Source organism: Spongiibacter pelagi, from assembly GCF_014705705.1.
GTDB lineage: Bacteria > Pseudomonadota > Gammaproteobacteria > Pseudomonadales > Spongiibacteraceae > Spongiibacter > Spongiibacter pelagi.
Genome location: NZ_JACXLD010000011.1, coordinates 1 through 19,160, shown reverse-complemented (window position 1 = coordinate 19,160; position 19,160 = coordinate 1). Strand labels below are relative to the sequence as shown.

Genomic DNA, 19,160 nt, shown 5'->3' with positions numbered 1-19,160 from the left:
ACTTTCCGCTATTGCCGGAGGATATCCCTCTGGCCGGCTACTCAGCTCTGATTCAGGCTCATGCTCTTCGAGTTCCAGCCCCTGACTTTCTCTCAGCTATCGGCACCAAGCACCGCCTGATCGATCAGGGCACTTGGCGGTTTTATACACCGCGTCACCGCCCAGAAGACACGTTGCTGGGGCATCTGACCTTTGCCCTTAAATATGAGGGGCTGGATCTGGGTATCCTCAGTGCCTTGTTTCGCTCAATAGAGCCCGGTGAGATCACCGAAATTGTCCAGAATGAACCTACGGGCTCTTACAGTCGCCGGATCTGGTTCCTTTTCGAGTGGTTAACGGACATAGAACTGCCTTTGGAAGACGCAAAACGAGGTAACTTTGTCGAGCTGGTCAGCGAAAAGCTCCAATACCCTGGGCCGCCACGAGACTCCCGCCGCCATCGGGTTCGTAATAATCTGCCGGGCACCCGCGTTTTTTGCCCACTGATCCGCCGTACAGCAAAGTTAGACGCTTTGATCAGTGAGAATCTGTCAAAGGTGGCTACCGAGCAGACAGGCAAAACCCACGGGGATCTGCTTTCCCGCGCGGCGGCTTTCTTACTGCTCAAGGACTCGAAGGCTTCCTACAGTATTGAGGGGGAGTCGCCGCCCCATAATCGCTTGGAGCGTTGGGGGCGGGTGATCGGCCAGGCAGGGCAGCGCAAATTGAGTATCGATGAGCTGGAGGCGCTGCAAGAGGCGGTAATACCGGATCATCGCTTTGTTATCCCAGGTTTGCGCTTTGAAGGTGGGTTTGTCGGTGAGCATGACCGGGTAACCGGGATGCCGCTGCCTGACCATATCTCGGCACGGGCCGAAGACCTTGAGTCACTGATCGGCGGTATGATCGAGGCCTACGAGCTGCTGCTTGAGAGTGATTATGACCCGGTGTTGGCAGCAACACTGATTGCCTTCGGCTTTGTATTTATTCACCCCTTTGAGGATGGCAATGGCCGGATTCACCGCTATTTGATTCACCATGTGCTGGCGGAAACCGGTTTTGTGCCCAAGGGCTTGGTGTTTCCTGTCTCGGCAGTGATATTGGAGCGTATTGAAGCTTATCGTGAGGCGCTGGAGCATTTCTCGAAGCGGCGGCTGGATTTGATTGAATGGCGCCCCACGGGAAAAAACAACGTGGAAGTGCTCAATGAGACGGCTGAATTGTACCGCTTTTTTGATGCCACCGCTCAAGCTGAGTTTTTGTATGACTGTGTAGCGGAAACGGTCAACGTTACGCTGCCGGAAGAAGTGAATTACCTTAACCGCTATGATCAGTTGAATACCTTTATCAAGAATTACCTGGATATGCCGGATAGAATGGTGGATTTGTTGATTCGCTTCTTGCACCAGAACGGAGGGCTCTTCTCTAAGCGGGCCATGGAAAAGGAGTTTGCCGCATTGGCCGAGGCGGAAAGGCACGCCATAGAGCAGCGCTATAAGGCGATATTTGGGGGAGATGCTGAGTGAGTGGAGCAAGCGCCATAGAGCGCATAGAGCAGGGACTGTCCAAGCTGTTGAAGGCTGGTAACCGGGTTGTCTGGTGGTCTGACCCGGATGGTGAATTTGCTGAAGCCGTGGCAGAACTTTCTCTAGACGATGCAGAACTGCTTTCGCTGGCAGACGCGCCGGCCCTGGCGGTAAAGCGCCAAGTTGAGCTGGACTCTCCAAGTCGCGCCTTCATTCTTTACGAATCCCAAGAGGCACCTGTACCAGAACAGGACTGGTTGCTGGATATTCGCTTGTATGCCGAGCCCTTTGCGGCCGATGCGACCTCGATGCTTCAGCAAGACTTGGGGCTGCGAAATGCCAGCCTGCGCCATTACTTGAAAGACCGCGCCCGGTTCTTTGCCAGTAAAGATCGCACTTCGCGATTGGCAGCAATGCTGCACCCTGATGATCTGGAGCGAGACATCGATGCCAAAATTTGGGCCGTGTTGTCGCGCAGCGGCTCTGCTGATGCCTCTACCTTGTTGCTGGATCTTTTCTGCGATATTGCGCAGTTGGACGCCGGCACCGCATTTGATGAATCCCCCCTGTGGCAGAACCTGATCAAATACGGCCTGGAGAACTTCGCGTGGGCCTTGGCCGAGCGGCAATTCGGTTACAGGGATGAGACGCCGTCGTTGGCGAGGTTTATCCCGAGGTTACTGGTTACGGATTTAGCTCGTGGCTTAAACCGGTCAACAAAGCCGCTTCCCAGCGGCTTGGCAAAATTGACGCTGCCGGATACCAAAGCTGGCAACGTTGCCGTTTTCTTGTCCCAGTGGCGTGATTCGACGGCTCGCCAGAAAGACTACGATGCCTTGTCTGCCCGCTTGGCCTCAGAACTCCAGCTCGCACACCATTTGGCTGGATTTTCCCCAGCAGAGCTGGGTAACTGCGCCACGTTTGTGGATATTGAACGCATAGTGGCCAACGCCCTGCGTGATGAATTGTTGGGCAATATGGCCAGCAGTGTCGTGGCGGACGTTCGTCGCACTGTGAATGGCCGATTGGCCAGTTACTGGGTAAGCGACCGCTTCCCCGATACCGAAGTCGGCAAACGCAGTATCTGGCGAGGGTATTATCAGGCGTTGCTCTCTGCTACGGATTTGTTTGAAGCGATAGAGACCCGTGCCCAGCATTTCAGTTTCTCAGGCCCTGAGCAGGCCTATACTGCCTATACCGATTCCCTGTTTGAGATTGATCAATTTTACCGGCTGTTTCATGAGTCAGCTGATGTGGTGTCAGCGCGTTTTCCTGATGCCATCGCTCCATTAGCGGAGCAGGTTGAGTCCATTTATCTGAATCGCTTCCTTAACAAGCTGGCCGCTCATTGGGATGGGCATTTGCAAAATGGCTTGCTGAGTAAGTGGCAGTTGGACGGTATTGGTAATCAGCAGAATTTTTACCAGCAAATCGTTGCGCCTTATCTTGCCAAGGGCGACGAGCGCCGCATGTTTGTGATTATCAGTGATGCCTTGCGCTATGAGGTGGCGGATGAGCTCAAAACCCAGATAAATAGTCGTGAGCGGATTGAGGCAACGATCAGTAGTCAGCTTGGGGTATTACCGAGTTATACCAAACTGGGCATGGCCAGCTTGTTGCCGCACAAATCACTGAGCTACAACGCCAAAGGCTCGGTGGATGTGGATGGCCGTTCTTCGGAGGGGCTGGATAATCGCAATAAAATTCTCGAAGCGGTTGGCGGGACGGCCGTAAAGGCCGAAACCCTAGCCAATATGGGTAAGCAGGCGTTGCGGGACTTCGTGCGGCCACACCGCGTGATTTATATCTACCACAACACCATTGATGCAATGGGAGATACCGCAAGTACAGAGTCCAATACTTGGGTGGCTTGCCGTCAAGCGATTAATGAGCTCGCCGATTTAGTTTCACGCCTGGTCAACAATGCCAGTGCGACGGCAATAACGGTGACGGCAGATCATGGCTTTCTGTTCCGTGAAACGGCTCCTGATGCATTAGAGAAAAGCGCGATGGCCAGTAAACCTGCGGGCACCGTGATCGCTAAGAAGCGCTATCTGGTCGGCAATCGTCTGGGCGAAGCCGAATACGCGCATCATGGAAAAACAACCACAACGGCGGGTACAGACTGCGATACAGAGTTTTGGCTTCCCCGTGGTGTGGGGCGATTCCACTTTGTTGGTGGCGCCCGATTTGTGCACGGTGGTGCCGCCCTGCAAGAAGTAGCTGTACCCATTGTAGAGATCCGGCAGAAGTACGGTAAATCCGCTGAAGCCACGCGGGTAACAAAGGTGGGTGTGAATGTGTTGGGTCAACAACACCGGATCACTACTAACTTCCATGTGTTTACGCTTTTGCAGACAGAGCCGGTAAGCGAAAAGGTTCTGGCGACGAGTATCAGCATAGAGCTGATGAATCAGCATGGTCAGAGCGTTTCATCTCGTGAATTGTTGAACCTGGATAGTGACGCAGCGGAGCTGGGCGAGCGTCAAAGTAAAGTATCCTTGAGCCTTGCTTCTCAGGCAGTGAAGGCTGGCAATGACCACTTCCTGGTACTCAGCGATGCTGAGACCGAAATTGAACTTCAGCGCATTCCAGTGCGCATTGACTTGGCAATAGAGAATGACTTCGACTTCTGATATGCAAAACGATATGGATAACTCGCCTGATCTGGACGCGAAGTTGGTTGAGCACTTTCCCGGCAAAATTGTCCGCAAAGATCTGACCAAGCGCCTTAAAGAAGGCGCCAATGTCCCTGTTTATGTATTGGAGTACCTGCTTGGTATGTACTGCTCGTCGGCTGATGAGGAGCAGATTGCTGAGGGTATGGAGCGGGTCAAGCAGGTACTGTCGCAGAACTATGTGCGGCCTGACGAGGCGGAGAAGATTAAAGCCCGCATTCGAGAAAGTGGCAACTTCAAAATCATCGACAAGGTCACCGTTCGCCTTAACGAGAAGAAAGACCAGTACGAGGCAATTCTGTCTAACCTGGGAATCAACAACGCCAATATTGAAGGCCGCCACGTTCACGACTACGAGAAGCTTCTGGTCGGTGGCATCTGGTCGATTATCTCCATCAAGTATGAGTATGAAGACGGGCAGGGTGGTTCGCCATTCACGATCAAAGAGCTAAAACCCATCCAGATGCCCAATATGGATATGAATGCCTTGATGGAGGCGAGGCAGCAGTTCAGCGAAGATGAGTGGCTGGATGTGCTATTGCGCTCCACAGGTATGGAACCCGCGCATTTCGATACGCGAGTTAAGTGGCACCTGTTGACTCGCTTGATTCCCTTTGTTGAGAACAACTACAACGTCTGTGAGCTTGGCCCACGCGGTACGGGTAAGAGCCACGTTTATAAAGAGTGCAGCCCAAACAGTATTCTCGTTTCTGGTGGCCAAACAACGGTGGCTAACCTTTTCTACAACATGTCGCGCCGGCAGGTGGGGCTGGTGGGGATGTGGGACGTCGTTGCCTTTGATGAGGTGGCTGGGATCTCCTTCAAAGACAAAGATGGCGTCCAGATTATGAAGGACTACATGGCCTCAGGGTCTTTTGCCCGTGGTCGTGATTCTATCTCGGCCAGTGCCAGCATGGTGTTTGTCGGCAATATCAATCACTCCGTTGAGACCCTGGTGAAAACCAGTCACCTGCTGTCGCCATTCCCGGAAGCAATGATCGACTCGGCCTTCTTTGACCGGTTTCATGCCTATGTGCCCGGTTGGGAAATCCCCAAAATGCGGCCGGAGTTTTTCACCAACCAGTATGGCCTGATCGTTGATTACCTGGCGGAGTACATGCGCGAGATGCGCAAACGCACGTTCTCTGACGCCATCGATAAATACTACAAGCTGGGAAACAACCTAAATCAGCGTGACACCATCGCAGTACGCCGCACGGTTTCAGGCCTGCTGAAACTGTTGTATCCGCACGGCGATTACGACAAAGCCGCCGTCGAACGCTGCCTGCAATATGCCCTGGAAGTTCGTCGTCGGGTGAAAGAGCAGTTGAAAAAGATTGGCGGGATGGAATTCTTCGATGTGCATTTCTCCTACATCGACGCCGAAACGATGGAGGAGCAGTACGTTAGTGTCAAAGAGCAGGGCGGTGGAGGCCTGATACCAGAAGGACAGCCGAAACCTGGCACTGTCTACACCGTCGCTACCGGCGCAACCAGCGGGCATCTGGGACTCTACCGGCTTGAAACCCAGGCAACGGCGGGTAACGGCAAGCTCAACACCTCTGGTCTAGGTTCCAGCACTGGGGCAAAAGAAGGACTCAAAGTTGCTCACGATTATTTCAAAGCCAATGTTAACCGCGTGAGTACTATGACAAAGGCCGGTGACTTCGACCTGCATTTACACATGGTCGAGCTTCATAACACCGGCCCATCAAAGCAAATGACTCTGGCATCGTTCATTGCCTATTGCTCGGCGACCATGAAACGCCCAACCCAGAATCAGATGATAGTACTGGGTGATATGAGTCTAGGTGGCAACATCATTCCAGCGGAGAATATGGCAGAGGCTCTGCAGGTGGGAATGGACGCTGGCGCCAAGCGGGTGCTGCTGCCAATGGCGAATGCTCAAGATATTCCGACGGTACCGGCTGAACTCTTTTCGAAGTATCAAGTGAGTTTTTACTCAGATCCGGTGGATGCGGTGTTTAAGGCGCTTGGGGTGGAGTGACATATTGATCAAAATACTTGCAGCAATAATTGCGTTAGTTCACTTCACTTACCTTGGAGGGCTAATGATCCTGGCTATCTACACTATCTTCGATGCAGGGATTTTTGTCGGGGTCATACTGTTGATAGTAGGGTTTACTATTGGTTACCCATTGCTTCAAACGGTTCTTCCTCTTCAATCGATGGACGAATAGCCGCCACATTTTCACACGCATTAGCTTTAGCTAGAATTCCTATTTACGAAAGCTAGTGCCCAGGATATTTATCCCACATGTTATGGTAACAGCGGGGTAAATCAATCATATCCGTGGCCATGGTCTTAATAACCTCCCTCAACTCCAGCTCTTCCATCCATCTAGACGGAATGGAGTCTGCGCCATTAAGCAGGCCCATGATATTACCGGTGATGGATCCCGTTGAGTCACTATCACCACTATGATTGACGGCAAGAATGATCGCTTCCTCGGTATCCTCTGTTGAAAGGGCACAGTATAGACTGATCGCGAGTGCTTCTTCAGCAACCCAGCCTTCGCCTAGTTGTGGCAGGGCATTACGGCTCCCTGGTGTTTGATCGGCCAACTTGGCTGCGTTTAGCACAGCTAGAAGAACTTCCTGGTGGCGATCATATTGCTGTAGTAGTAGGGTGCTTTTTTCTAGCGCTTTTGCCTTGCTCTCGCCGTTGAGAAGGAGGGTAAGGAACGCGGCAAAAAAACCTCCTGCTAGCTGACCGGTGGGGTGTCCGTGAGTTAGTGCGCAGAGTTCCATGGCCGTCTCAAAAGCCCAGAGGGCAGGTTGCTCGGTTTGATACCAGGTACTTGCCAGTGCTACCGGGGCAACCCTCATAATTCCGCCACAGCCCTTGCTGTCGTTGACCGCAAATTCTCCGAAATGGCTCATGGTTTCCAGAGCAGTTAAGCATGTATTACCAGGTGCTCTCTGTGCAAATAGGGCATCCTGGGAGCTTAGCCAGCCGTCCATTGAGACATTTAAGTTACTATTGTTTCGTCTTTGAGTTGTAAGCCACCGTTGGTAGGCATGTGACACAACGCTTGAAATGTCGCAAATTCCCTTCTCATTTTGTCTGATATACGCACGAATGAGACCTTCGGCGGTGAAGAGTGTCATCTGCGTATCGTCAGTAATTTTTCCGATACCGCCGTAAGACTCTGTGTAGTCGGTAATGCCTCGTTCACCAAATTTTTTGTCGATCTCCGCTGAAGATAAAAATTCAACTGCACCGCCTAAAGCATCACCCACAGCTCCGGCTAGAAGACAGCCCGCGTAGCGTTGGAAGATATTGTCGCTAGATGTCATGTTGCCTCCGTGCAATCTAATCAAAACTGAATTATTATACCGTATAAATAGTATTCGTTTAAGCAGATTGCTCGGGATTATTAACGATGGAAAAAAGAGGGCGTCCGAAGCTCAGTGAACTTGAAAAGTTGCTCCGCAAGGGCAAGCGCTTGCAGTTGAAAATCAAAGAGATTGAAAAGCAGGTTGAAGATGATCCGAATGGCCCGTATGAGTCTATTTCTGCCGTGGGAAGACCTCCGGTTAAGTACAAGGTGCAGCTGCGTCGAGCTAAAGATGAATATGAATCTATAAAAACTGAGGCGCGGGAGAAGGCAGAAAAAGAGCAGGATCACATTGATATCGAAAAAATGATCAAAGACGCTGAGGATCCCTCCATTGGTAGTGGTATTGGTCGTCCAAAAGCCCTAGAAATTCAGGATATAGAGTACAAAATTCGCCAAAAAGAAGCGCGGATAGAAAGAATCAAGAATGGAAAAGAAAAGCCCGAGCTGAAAATGTCGGAGGCAGGAAGACAGCTTGGCCGATTGCCAAAATCTAACAAAGAAAAAATTGATCGTTTAGAAAGTCAGATATTGGCAATGAAAGCTGAAATAAGGGCCTTAGAGTTAAAAATGACCCCACTGGAAAGGGAGGATATGGATATTCGTCGTAAGCGGAGAGTGGCCTCATTTCTTCGATCTGAACTGAGAAGAGAGGGGCTTGATGGACTTAGGAAAGAGGCGCATAAAAACTGGGAGGCCGCGAAACTGGACAGAGAAAGGTTTCCTGCCGAGGTGCTGGAGGTCTGTGCACTTGAGCGAGATATTGACGCTCGTGCGAAAAAGCTAAAAGAGGCAATGGGTTGATCCTGTTGCTCATACTGCTAACTTGACAAATAATAAACAATATAATATAGTTCGCTTCGTCTTTTGAGGAGCTCTCAATGATCGAAGGAACGACATACCAATCTTTTCGTGACGATTACCTTAAAACATATCACCCGGAAGCGGCTGTTGAGGCGGGTCGGTTTAACGACGTATCGATTGTCGATAGTACAGAAGTGCTAAAAAGGTGGGTTGATGGTGACGATGAGAAAGGCGAGGAGCGACGGCAGGCCCTGAAGGGGCTTGCTTCTAAAAAGTTAATTTTTATTCCTGACCACTCATCGATTAAAAAACTTAAAGACGTCGCGGAAACAAATCAGGATTTGTCGTCAATTTGCGATGAGATCGCGGTGTACGTTGAATTCTGTTCGGCTATCGGATCGCAGAATTTTTCTTTTGAACCACTGTTGCTGCTGGGGGAGCCAGGGGTTGGTAAAACTTATGTGGCTAATGAGCTCGTTGCTGCGCTAGGGTTAGAGAGCTACAAGCTTTCAGTTTCCGATGCCTGCGAGGCTTTTTATCTTTCCGGAACACAGCGAGGCTACGCGAACTCTACCCCGGGTCGAGTTGCTGACAGGATGGCGGCAAGTAAGCACGCAAACCCTGTCTTGATCTTGGATGAAATCGATAAAGCGAGTTTCAATCGTGAAGACGGAAGGCCAAGCTTATTATCACCATTGCTTCAGCTACTTGAGCCTGATTCGGCTCGAACGTTTCGTGATTTGTCCCTGGATGTTCAAATCGACTGTAGTCGTGTTAGCTATATCTGCACAGCAAATAATTTGGAAACCATCCCTAAGCCCTTACTCAGTAGGTTGCGGGTCATTGATGTGCGAAAACCGTCAAAAGAAAACATGGTGAAAATCGCATCAAAGATCTTGTCACAAACTTATGCTCAGATGACGGGCAGTTCCATGCCCAAGGAGTATGTCATTAGCCCTTGCGCCACTGAATTAATCAGCGCCATCACTCCGCGGGATTTTAAGCTTCAAGCTAGAAGAATCGTGTCACAACTCGCAATCGCAAAACCTGATAGCGAGAGATATGTCGTCACAAAGGAGTGTTTGCAGTTTGTTGAGCATCAGGAGCGTGCGTCATTCATCGGGTTTGTTGATACCAATTCTGTGAGAGCGTGATTATGGAAGGTTTAGTAAAGTCAGTTTTATTTGTTCTCCATATAATTTGTATCTACTTCCTTGCCTTGCTGGGTGGAGAGGTGCTGCTGGGATTGATGGGGGTATGTTTTGCCCCCGGATATGGGAAATCACATTTGGTGACATCAGCAGCCGTAACTCTGTTTTACTTGGTTACCATGCAAATTTTTTGGCCCGACAAGCTCTATTATGAATAAGCCAGATCGGGTGGAAGACTATGAATGTTAGAGTTGAGATGTCGTTATACCCAAAAAAGCCCACCCGTCGCTACTTTGGATGGATCTCTTTTGACGGACGCAATAAATCCTGGGTTGGGTGCGCAGTATCTCAAATCTTGACCAGGAGGAAGCCCTCGGCTGATAAGGGAAATAGATTTCGCTCTTTGAATTTGCTCGGTCAGCTCTTGCTCTGCAAGTTGCTTCTTGATTTTGCGTAGCAGTTCGTCAAGTTCGTACCATGTATTGCGATTAGCGACACTTCGAGGGATTTCAAGCCGCCAATATCCGCTAATATGATTTGCCTTCGCTTCCGCGTAGTGCGGCTTGGATGGCAAGCTGTTTAACCTCGGTGCGAATTCATAGGGAAAATCCATTTTCAGCAGGCAATGTGATTCACTACTTGAGGTGCTCGCTTCTTGAGCCTGGATTGAGATTTGTGAATCGAGTTTGTTGTCGGCTAGAAATCTTACTGGCGCTATAGGGGTGCTATGGTGTCGGCGGATTTTACTATCAGATGTGGTTTTTTCACAGAAGCCTTTGTCCGAATGGCAGTACTGAATGCCTCGGTTATGAAGACCAGGTAGAGAAAACCTTCCGCCACCCCCCAGTTTCCCTCCTGACCAGCTTCTTTCATCTCTAGAATAGCTGATTCCGGTTGGGCGGCCTTCTTTGAATTGAAACTGCACGTCTACCCCAAAGTCGGCTAATTTTGCTACGAAAGTTTCTAGCCGACTGCTCATGCGGCTGCCAGGGCCAGCATCTTGCTTCTGCGTCTGTTGAAGGGTTTCATTAACGCAGAAATCGACTATTTGTCTAATTTCATTACCCGTTATCTTTCGGGTTTTTCCATCTAGCTGTTTGCCCTCTACGGGAGAAGGGGTATATTGTAGTCCGAAATCGACTTCAATCTGTCTTACGCTCGTTACCGCTCGCTCAAAGTCATTCCACTGTTTGACGACTGGGTTGCCGGGTAGATTTTGCACCGTACATGCGGCGAAATGGATGTGGGTGTGTTCTGTATCTCGGTGAACGGCCGCAATCCAGGCGCAGTTAGAGAACCCCATATCCTCCATAAATTGCTTAGCTGAGCGCGTTAATATGAGATGATCAAGCTTCGACTCATCTTCGGGGGCGTAAGAAATCATCGCATGCCAGTAAGGATTCTGTACACGCGAATTCTGTGAGGCGAACTCATTAAATTGATCAAATATGCTTGAATTATCAATGCCCTGGTTAGAGCTAGGATTGAGTTGCATATTTCCCGCTGACTCGTCAATATCAAAAGTTAACTCTGAATTATGCACAGTTAGTAGGTTGGAAGTCAGGAAATGGCATTTCTCAGTGCTTCTTTCATCCTTTTTGTCTGTGTGTCCCAGTGCGTAAGAAACGGTGTTCGCGCCGGAGCTTCCTGAACGGGTTTGGAAAATTTTAGCGATCATTGTTGCCTTCCTCATTCTGGTATCCGTCGAGAATGGATCTAAGCCTGCGCCGCATATAATCGGCGGTGGATTCACCAGGTAATATTTCGGTGGTGTGATTCTTCGGTATTCTGTTCACGCTACTTGTTGGCGTTGGCGTTGGCGTTGGCGTTGGCGTTGGCGTTGGCGTTGGCGTTGGCGTTGGCGTTGGCGTTGGCGTTGGCGTTGGCGTTGGCGTTGGCGTTGGCGTTGGCGTTGGCGTTGGCGCGGGGTTCTGCCTCGATTCTGGGTTATCGAGACTTTTGCGGCACAAATAGAAAGTAGCTACTGCTACACTGCAAAGACATAAAGCTCTGAACACATTGACCTCAGACTTTATTGCGCAGATCTGAGATCATTTCAGCGAGAAGATTCAGCGCGCTGACTAGTTCAGCGCATTCCGATTTTCCTATAGCGCCTCCACGACCATGGGCTTTGTCGCAAAGTGTGTTGAGTGCATTGCTCGCAGTTCCCAGAGCGCTGATAGCGTCCCGCTTGCTTTGCTTTTCTCTTGAGTCTACTTCACCGCCTATAGCGGTGGTACGGATGTACTCAGAAAGTGAGAGTTGATGCTTGCATGCCATTGATTCAACGAAATCCAACTCTGTACTGTTGAATTTGACGTTTCGATTGTGAGTTCTCTGCTTCGCGATGGGCAAAGATCGGCGTCCGCGTGCATTGCGTTTTACCTCGCCGAAAGGGTGGTGAATAGAAGTGGTTAAATTTTCCATGGCTACCTTCTTTATTTTTATTATTGTGGATATGACGCCGAGGCGTCGTAGCTGAATTTCTCAGACGAAGATCAGGGCGAAGCCCGAGATTAATCTGCAGAATATTGCTTGCTATCATTTATATTATATCAAAAAATATATTAGTGTGGGCTGTTTTTTTATTTTCTTTTTGAATTAATTTAATGCCAAATCGACCAATCTAGTGGACGGGATGACAACGAAATTGGCGATTTGGCCACTAGATTGGTATATGTGACACTGAGTTGGCCAACTTGCCACTGGAATTGGCCAATTGGACACTCTGCTTTTCAGTATGGGTGGGGTAGGTCGGTTGGTACTTAGAAAGTAGTCGAGCAACAGGTAATTTGCGGATCTTTCATACCGCCACAGACTCCGCAAATTTCATTGGATAAATCGGTGGCCATGTCGACAAGGTCACTTTGGCTGTCAGTTAATGCATCAAAATACATTTCTAGATCACCTGATCGACCGTATTTTAGATCAGTCATCACTGGTAGTGGGCCTTGATTGATTTCTTCAATTTTTTGGCAGAGGTGCTCAACTAGGTTGTAGTGTCCCTTCATAGGAGGCTCGATGCCGATACGCTCCCCATCGATTTCTTGCGAAAGAATATCTTCAAATCGCAGGAGAACTCTTGACCATCGGCTAGGGAAATCTGCGTAGTATCTTTTTTGGCCAGTATTGGGCTGGCTGGGTACGGTCAGCTCATCTGATACGTTTGTAATATCCTGGTGCTTTTCACAGCGAGTCATGCGGTTTCCAAGCATGAGAACAGCTTTTCCTTTGCCACCACAAATTCCGCAAATTTGATCAAACCCCAGTCCCTCAAAGGTCTCAGTAAAGCGTACTTTTTTTGACCCTTTCACATAGAGCTGAGCTTGAAGATGCCCGGCCCCGTTAACGTGAAGATGCTGAACAATTTTCCCCGTCATATCCGTTAGATCTGCGACAGATCTTACAATTTTATCTTGGCTTTCTTTGGTCAAATATCCAGGCTCAAGGCGTTCTGAGACATTCCGGTCAACTCCGGGAAGATGCTTTAGCCTGCTGATAAGTAAGTTTCTTAATTCAGAAATGGTTAGTTTTTCTGTATCAACAGCTTTGTGATCTTCCAATTATCTTTCCTTGACAGTGGCTGATAAATTTTTAAGAAATAACTCTGTTTCTTTTCTGGATTGTCATGCGTAATCGGTTAGCTGTATTGAAAATCTGATTTAGGAGTGAATAATATTAAGCAATATAATATATGTGCGGGCGCATTTTGTCAACTATATTATAGCGATAAATAAATATTAGAGAGATGGTTTCTTTGTTTGCTATTTCCCTCTTCGGTGGGGCTATTGCTATCGTTGTTATGGGTTTTGAGGAATTAATACAAAAGCGAATCGAGGTTAAGGATTTCTTCTGTGAGATTAACACCAATGGTGCTAAGGTAATTTTCTGTGGTTTTGATCGAGCTATGCCCGAGCGCTCTACTAGTAATGACAATGTCTTTTTTCTGTGTGTAGATCTCCTTTGCAAATGTGTGTCTAAGGTCATAGAGTCTGTTGTCGATCATTGCAGCACTTTTGATACTATTCCACGGGCGTCGAAATTCCTTCATTCTTTGTCCGTAGTTGGGGCCTTTACGATAGTTTCTAAACAGCCACCTTTCGCTGTTGTATAAAATGCTGTCGACGTTCTCGACTTCAATATAATCTCGCAACATATCAGCGGTTTTGTCACTAATTTGTAGATACCTTGTTTTTTTTGTTTTTGTAAATGCTGCGCGTAGGAGAATACGCTTTCGACTGAAGTCGATGTCGTTAAGTGATATTCCCATGAGTTCACAGGGTCTCGCCCCCGTCGCGAGCGACATTAAGCAGAAGACCCGGTCACGAATATGCCTACTCTCAAGTATGACTTTTAACCGCTCTAATTCTTCTCTTGTAAGTGGCCTGCCCGCATCTTCTTTGTCGTCGATGAAAGTGGGTTTATTGCCCTCTTGGTCTAAAAATGGATTTCTGGGGATGTGACCACAGCGAACTGCAAAATTAAACACGGCATCAAGTGGTTTGAAGTAACGCTCTTTCGTTACATCTTTTACGCCTGGTTTTGTCAGTGTGCCGGCAAAGCTATCAATTACAGGCTTCCCATAATTTTCTTTCCAGTGGTCAAAGTCTTGAAGCGTAACTTCCACAAGCTTTTTATGCATGAAGCTGCCGAAGTGTGATCGCATGGCTTTTTGGGATTTGCTATTTTTTTGGGGCTTTGCTTTTCTGCTATTAAAAATACCTTTGTAATAATACTCATCAAGGTAGTCTATGAGGGGTAATTCACCTGGGGTGACCAGTGTGCTGTTGGATAGTATGGCTCTGTTTTCTCTTTTGGCATTTTTAATGGCTATGCGATTTTGAAATGCCTGTTCCCTCACTTTAGACACCCACTTCCGGTCGTCCATGTCAGATTCACCCAGCTTGCCAAGCTGAATACGTTTCCCTCTCGTTGCTTTGGAATATAGCGTGATACTTCGCTTTCCGATTACAGCGGTCAGTGAGGGTTCTTTTTCATCGGTAAGTTCTATTCGAGAGACCGCAGATCCGTTCTTATTCAAGACGTTGCCTTGAAGAAGCTTTGCTTGCGCTTGTCGAAGTCCTTTTGGTGTGAAAATCATTGCCATGAACCGGAATTCTGAAGGAGGTATGTGGGTGAATGGTAGAGTGAATCTGCAAAAAATGCACCACAGAAATGGCTAAATGTGGTGTAAATGTGGTGTGTTTTTACGGGGACTTTAGGATTTTGTGTATTTTTCTTATTTTCTTTAACTTGGCTGAATATTTGTTAAATATCTGATAAATAAAGGAAATAAATGGGTTTAAGCAGGTTTTGTGAGTTGAGGGATTGGGTCTGAAATCAAACTTAATCCCCTTAGGAGGGGGCCGCGCTATCCAGCTGTGCCACCGGGACTTAAGGGAGGAGGGATTCTATAGACAATTCCCCTTCCACGCAAAAGGGCTTTATTTGCGCGATTACTTAACTAGCGGTTCGCTATAGCTGGGCGCAATATCCCAAGGAAAATGAATCCACGTCTCTTGTTCAAAGTCTCGGGCATAAAACGCGGCCAGTGATTTTGCTTTAGGTTTCGCGTAAACCGTCACCAGTGTGGCTTCGGGCAGCATGTCCTGTGCGGCCTTTGCGGTAACGCCGGTATCCACAAGATCATCAACCAGTAAATAGCCCGCGCCATTACCTTCTACGGCTTTAAGCACATTAAGTTCGCCTTGGCGATCATGGTCATAACTTGAAATACAGAGTGTATCCATCAGGCGGATATTGAGTTCACGAGCGAGTATCGCGGCTGGAATCAAACCACCTCGCGCAATCCCGATAATCCCTTGCCATTTTTTGTAGGTGAGTTTTTTGGCCAGAATTCGCGTGTCTCTATGCAGCTCATCCCAAGATAAAAAATAGTGATTGCTCGTGGCATCTGACATAGAGGCGGCCTTTTTCCTTTGTTGAAGGGACAATGTGTTGCGCGCAATTTTGAATGACAGGTCGTTCAGCGGCAAGGCTTAAGATCCTGTTGCGTTAACTTTTTGACGCTTAGAATGGATTACAACGCTTAGATATTAATTCTGTCAAAAATGTGACACTCTTTGTACTACCTTTTAAATTCTGGATTTCATTAGGCCGTGTCAGCACACTCCACGCGTTACCCTGATCTTGTCTTCTATAGCGAGGCAATGCAGAAGCTTCTTGCGCTGCTTGTGAGCTTGGAAAATAAAAGTCCAACTGTTTTGATTTCTGGGGCGTCAGGTTCAGGTAAAGAGCTAGTCGCCCGCGCTATTCACGCTAATTCTCCTCGGGCCAACGGGCCTTTTATCCCGATTAATTGCGGGGCGATCCCCAAGGACTTACTTGAGAGTGAATTATTCGGTCATGAAAAGGGCGCGTTTACCGGGGCGATAAATCAACGTGCAGGTCGTTTTGAATTGGCGCTGGGAGGCACATTATTTCTTGATGAAATTGGCGATATGCCACTGGAGATGCAGGTAAAGCTGCTTCGTGTATTACAGGAAAAAGTATTTCAGCGGGTTGGCGGTAATAAAGATATCGCCGCTGATGTAAGAATTATTACCGCAACACATAGGGATCTTGAGCAATGTGTTGCCAAGGGCGAGTTTCGTGAAGACCTGTTTTATCGCCTCAATGTATTCCCAATCGGTGTTCCTGCCTTAAGGGAAAGACAGGAAGACATTCCCGGCTTGATCAAGCAAATAGCACAGGAATTGAGTGAGGAAGGCCTGGGTACCCTCAAGCTTAAGCCGACATGTGTTAGCGCTTTGCAGAACTATCCTTGGCCGGGCAATGTTCGCGAACTCGCCAACTTACTTGAACGATTGTTGATTGTTCATTCAGACAATCTTGTAGAGCTTGCTGATTTGCCTGAAAAATACCGTCAAGGTATTGAAATCGATTTGCCTGTAAACGAGCCAACGAAGTTGGTTTCGTCAGTGGCAAATATAGAAATCCTTCCAGAACAGGGCTTCGATATGAAGCAACGAATCATTGAGTTAGAAATTGGCTGGATTCAGCAAGCGTTAGAGCAGTGCGGCGGGGTCGTTACCCGCGCCGCAGAATTACTGGGTTTGCGCCGTACCACACTGATAGAGAAGATGCGTAAGTACGGTATTGTCGCTGACTGATATGCAGACTTAATATTCGCTCAAAAAGAAAAGCCCCGGTTTTTGGCCGGGGCTTTCAAGCAACTTTCAAGAAACCTTCAAGAAGCTTAAAAGAAACCTAAAAGTTACTTATGAGGTAGGCTTATTTGCCTGCTGGGTTGTAGATCCACAGCATATTGTTTTTATGGTCGCTAGTGTCTTCGCCAATCAGAACTCGGCCATCGTCAAGAACGATAACGTTATCTGGATCAGCAATATTGTCTACTGAGCAGCGGTTAATTGCAGCACTGTCATAAGGGCCACCTACGACTACTGGCTCCATGCGGCTAGCATTGTAGTTTGAATCCAAACCGAAGCGGTAAACGGCACCGCAGCGGGCAGCATCAAGTTGAATGTCACCAACGTCGTCAGCCATACCACCTGTTACGTCAGCAAAGGCAACATACATGAATGGTACTGCACCGCTGTGAAGGCCATCGTAATTGATGTTGATACCTTCCATTTTGTTGAATTCAACAGTGGCGTCTTTCGCTTTAGCTGCACGCAGGGTTTCTAAGAAAGCCACGCGGTCATCAGCAGCCCCTCCGTTGGCCCATGTAGTCACTTCAGCATCAGAAATGTAGTTGGTCGCGCCATCTACATACATAGTTTCGTCAATGCCATCGTAGGAATCGATCCAAGTTTCGATCATCGCATTAGTGCCGTGGGCAAGCTCAATCCACTCAATATCAAAGCCCGCTTTTTCTGGGTTTTTAGTGGCGTCTTGAGTTACCTTGGCGGCGTATAGAGTACCCGCACTCATATCACCAGCAACGTCTGCCACGAACTTGTAAAAGCCTTTGAATGAACCGTCGTCGGTCAAGTAGACAGTTTTCTTGTCAGGCATGATTACGGGGTTTTCGTGGGCTGAGCGACCCATGGTGAAATGCTTCACTGGGATCGGAGCGGCTTCTTTTGGATCGGTGATTTCTACAATGTAGCCGTAGTCGTATGGGTTAGGGAACGTACCGCCCAAATAGGTCTGGATATTTTGCACGTCCGCGTAGTTTGGATAGCCATTTGAATAGTTAGCATCATTCCAGCGAACTGTGTTTTCTGCTTCGTAGTTCTCTTCCGAGGTCAGTGGAGTGCCCCATGGAGAAACAGTACCGAAACAGTTGATCATGGTGCCATTTACAGCACTGAAATCAACATTGTAGGCGTCATTTACCAGCCAAGAACCGTCACCTTGCTTGGTGATTTCAAGACGGCTTACGCCACCTGGGCGATCTTCCCAAGCAGAGAACAAGAAGCCTTCGCTGCCATCTGCATTGCTAGGAATAAAGGCGTTGAAGTCTGGGTTTTCTGACTGCAGAACGCTAGCGCTCTCATCGCCAGTGGTAATGTTGCCGAAGCCAAAAGGCAATGCGCCGGTGAACGTGTCACCTGAACGACCCAATACTTGATAGCTGCCAGAAACAACACGGGTTGTTTGCGCATCGGCAGACGTATGATCTGGAACGGTGATGCTTTCTTGGCGTGGGTCAATACTGTCAACATCAACGCCTGTCCATGCGCCTACAGCGGCTTTCGCTTCATCGCCAGGAAGGCTGCTGCTTGGGTGCTGAATGTTGAAGAACATTTCGCCATTGTCGGTAACGTACATACCGGTCAATTCTGAACCGAGTGGCGTAGTGGCCAAACGAATCAGTTTGGGAGCTACAGTTAGGTCTTGGCCATCAGTACCGTTAGTGCCATTGTAATCCCCCCGCAAACACGTAACGGTTATTAGTAGAAAATTCCATTAAACTGAAACAAAGGAGTTTTCTATGCGAACATCACGATACAGCGACAGCCAGATACTGGCGATCTTGAAACAAAACGAGAGCGGAGTTTCCGTTCCTGAGCTCTGCCGTGAACACGGCATGAGCTCAGCTATGTTCTATAAATGGCGGGCCAAATTCGGCGGCATGGATGCGTCTATGATGAAGCGCCTGAAGGAGCTTGAAGAAGAGAACAAGCGGCTTAAGAAGATGTATGCCGAAGAACGGCTGAAAGCCGAGATTCGGCAGGAAGCCCTTGAGGGAAAGCTGTAACGCCATCTCAGCGTCGCGAGATGGCGACTGCAGCAAGAGAGCGTTACGGCATTAGTGTACGAATGGCTTGCCACTGTTTGGACATCAGTGTGTCGAGCTATTACTACCAGCCAAAGCTGTCATCAGAGAATCAGTTAATAGCCGACTGGTTGTTGCGGTTAACAACCACGAATAAGCGGTGGGGGTTTGGTCTGTGCTATTTATACCTGCGCAATGTGAAAGGCTACGGCTGGAATCATAAGCGGGTGTACCGGATTTACCGTGAGCTTGAGCTGAACTTGCGCATCAAGCCTAGACGGCGAATCAAGCGGGACAAGCCTGATGCGCTATCTGTGCCGACCGCTCCCAATCAGGTTTGGTCAATAGATTTTATGAGCGATTCTCTTGCTGACGGCCGACAGTTGCGCACCTTCAATGTGCTAGACGACTACAACCGCGAAGGGTTAGGCATTGAAGTTGATCTATCATTGCCA

General features: G+C 48.5%; 15 protein-coding genes and 1 pseudogene. 9 read left to right on the top strand and 7 right to left on the bottom strand.

The window, feature by feature from the left end:
• Positions 1-11: 11 nt before the first annotated feature.
• Genes IB286_RS13855 through brxL form a run of 3 tightly spaced genes read left to right on the top strand, consistent with a single transcriptional unit; the run spans position 12 to position 6,191 of the window.
• The gene (locus IB286_RS13855) at positions 12-1,505 is read left to right on the top strand and encodes a Fic family protein (protein WP_223826415.1); all 1,494 of its coding nucleotides are present in this window, start codon (positions 12-14) and stop codon (positions 1,503-1,505) included.
• Positions 1,502-4,141, top strand: coding sequence for a BREX-1 system phosphatase PglZ type A (gene pglZ / locus IB286_RS13850; protein ID WP_190766531.1), 2,640 nt, complete (start codon positions 1,502-1,504; stop codon positions 4,139-4,141). Before IB286_RS13855 ends, pglZ begins: the two co-directional genes overlap by 4 nt.
• Positions 4,125-6,191, top strand: coding sequence for a protease Lon-related BREX system protein BrxL (gene brxL, locus IB286_RS13845; protein WP_223826414.1), 2,067 nt, complete (start codon positions 4,125-4,127; stop codon positions 6,189-6,191). Before pglZ ends, brxL begins: the two co-directional genes overlap by 17 nt.
• A 245-nt stretch (positions 6,192-6,436) precedes the next feature.
• Here the strand turns inward: brxL and IB286_RS13840 are convergent, their stop codons facing one another.
• Positions 6,437-7,504, bottom strand: a complete 1,068-nt coding sequence (locus tag IB286_RS13840) for an ADP-ribosylglycohydrolase family protein (protein ID WP_190766529.1) — start codon at positions 7,502-7,504, stop codon at positions 6,437-6,439.
• Positions 7,505-7,590: 86 nt separating this feature from the next.
• On the opposite strand from IB286_RS13840, the gene IB286_RS13835 reads away from it, so the two are divergent.
• From IB286_RS13835 to IB286_RS13825, 3 genes are all read left to right on the top strand, one after another.
• Positions 7,591-8,349 (top strand): hypothetical protein, encoded by a 759-nt coding sequence (locus IB286_RS13835; protein WP_190766527.1) that lies wholly within the window; start codon positions 7,591-7,593, stop codon positions 8,347-8,349.
• 77 nt (positions 8,350-8,426) lie between these two features.
• Positions 8,427-9,503: an AAA family ATPase gene (locus IB286_RS13830; RefSeq protein WP_190766525.1), complete on the top strand. Its 1,077-nt coding sequence runs from the start codon at positions 8,427-8,429 to the stop codon at positions 9,501-9,503.
• A 2-nt stretch (positions 9,504-9,505) separates the two neighbouring features.
• Positions 9,506-9,718, top strand: coding sequence for a hypothetical protein (locus IB286_RS13825; protein WP_190766523.1), 213 nt, complete (start codon positions 9,506-9,508; stop codon positions 9,716-9,718).
• A gap of 44 nt (positions 9,719-9,762) precedes the next feature.
• Here the strand turns inward: IB286_RS13825 and IB286_RS13820 are convergent, their stop codons facing one another.
• A complete protein-coding gene (locus tag IB286_RS13820; RefSeq protein WP_190766522.1) occupies positions 9,763-11,178 on the bottom strand; it encodes a relaxase/mobilization nuclease domain-containing protein in 1,416 nt (471 codons plus the stop codon).
• 138 nt (positions 11,179-11,316) lie between these two features.
• On the opposite strand from IB286_RS13820, the gene IB286_RS13815 reads away from it, so the two are divergent.
• A complete protein-coding gene (locus IB286_RS13815; RefSeq protein WP_190766520.1) occupies positions 11,317-11,481 on the top strand; it encodes a hypothetical protein in 165 nt (54 codons plus the stop codon).
• 44 nt (positions 11,482-11,525) lie between these two features.
• Here the strand turns inward: IB286_RS13815 and IB286_RS13810 are convergent, their stop codons facing one another.
• The 4 genes from IB286_RS13810 to gpt form a co-directional block, all read right to left on the bottom strand.
• Positions 11,526-11,927, bottom strand: coding sequence for a plasmid mobilization protein (locus IB286_RS13810; protein WP_190766518.1), 402 nt, complete (start codon positions 11,925-11,927; stop codon positions 11,526-11,528).
• A gap of 338 nt (positions 11,928-12,265) precedes the next feature.
• Positions 12,266-13,063: a hypothetical protein gene (locus tag IB286_RS13805; protein ID WP_190766516.1), complete on the bottom strand. Its 798-nt coding sequence runs from the start codon at positions 13,061-13,063 to the stop codon at positions 12,266-12,268.
• A gap of 254 nt (positions 13,064-13,317) precedes the next feature.
• Positions 13,318-14,607, bottom strand: coding sequence for a tyrosine-type recombinase/integrase (locus IB286_RS13800; RefSeq protein ID WP_190766513.1), 1,290 nt, complete (start codon positions 14,605-14,607; stop codon positions 13,318-13,320).
• Between the two features lie 349 nt (positions 14,608-14,956).
• A complete protein-coding gene (gene gpt, locus IB286_RS13795; RefSeq protein WP_190766511.1) occupies positions 14,957-15,421 on the bottom strand; it encodes a xanthine phosphoribosyltransferase in 465 nt (154 codons plus the stop codon).
• Positions 15,422-15,670: 249 nt separating this feature from the next.
• On the opposite strand from gpt, the gene IB286_RS15760 reads away from it, so the two are divergent.
• The gene (locus tag IB286_RS15760; RefSeq protein ID WP_190766509.1) at positions 15,671-16,633 is read left to right on the top strand and encodes a sigma-54-dependent transcriptional regulator; all 963 of its coding nucleotides are present in this window, start codon (positions 15,671-15,673) and stop codon (positions 16,631-16,633) included.
• A 121-nt stretch (positions 16,634-16,754) separates the two neighbouring features.
• On the opposite strand, the gene IB286_RS13785 is transcribed toward IB286_RS15760, so the two are convergent.
• On the bottom strand, positions 16,755-18,365 hold the full coding sequence (locus IB286_RS13785; protein WP_223826413.1) for a PhoX family protein: 1,611 nt from the start codon (positions 18,363-18,365) through the stop codon (positions 16,755-16,757).
• Between the two features lie 55 nt (positions 18,366-18,420).
• Here IB286_RS13785 and IB286_RS13780 point away from each other — a divergent pair.
• Positions 18,421-19,160: pseudogene (locus IB286_RS13780) on the top strand (IS3 family transposase); the annotation flags it as partial.

What these genes read in the sequence shown, in the direction of transcription:
- brxL (WP_223826414.1), top strand. Translation starts at nt 4,125, where the DNA reads ATGACTTCGACTTCTGATATGCAAAACGATATGGATAACTCGCCTGAT.
- IB286_RS13840 (WP_190766529.1), bottom strand. Translation starts at nt 7,504, where the DNA reads ATGACATCTAGCGACAATATCTTCCAACGCTACGCGGGCTGTCTTCTA.
- IB286_RS13835 (WP_190766527.1), top strand. Translation starts at nt 7,591, where the DNA reads ATGGAAAAAAGAGGGCGTCCGAAGCTCAGTGAACTTGAAAAGTTGCTC.
- IB286_RS13830 (WP_190766525.1), top strand. Translation starts at nt 8,427, where the DNA reads ATGATCGAAGGAACGACATACCAATCTTTTCGTGACGATTACCTTAAA.
- IB286_RS13825 (WP_190766523.1), top strand. Translation starts at nt 9,506, where the DNA reads ATGGAAGGTTTAGTAAAGTCAGTTTTATTTGTTCTCCATATAATTTGT.
- IB286_RS13820 (WP_190766522.1), bottom strand. Translation starts at nt 11,178, where the DNA reads ATGATCGCTAAAATTTTCCAAACCCGTTCAGGAAGCTCCGGCGCGAAC.
- IB286_RS13810 (WP_190766518.1), bottom strand. Translation starts at nt 11,927, where the DNA reads ATGGAAAATTTAACCACTTCTATTCACCACCCTTTCGGCGAGGTAAAA.
- IB286_RS13800 (WP_190766513.1), bottom strand. Translation starts at nt 14,607, where the DNA reads ATGGCAATGATTTTCACACCAAAAGGACTTCGACAAGCGCAAGCAAAG.
- gpt (WP_190766511.1), bottom strand. Translation starts at nt 15,421, where the DNA reads ATGTCAGATGCCACGAGCAATCACTATTTTTTATCTTGGGATGAGCTG.
- IB286_RS15760 (WP_190766509.1), top strand. Translation starts at nt 15,671, where the DNA reads ATGCAGAAGCTTCTTGCGCTGCTTGTGAGCTTGGAAAATAAAAGTCCA.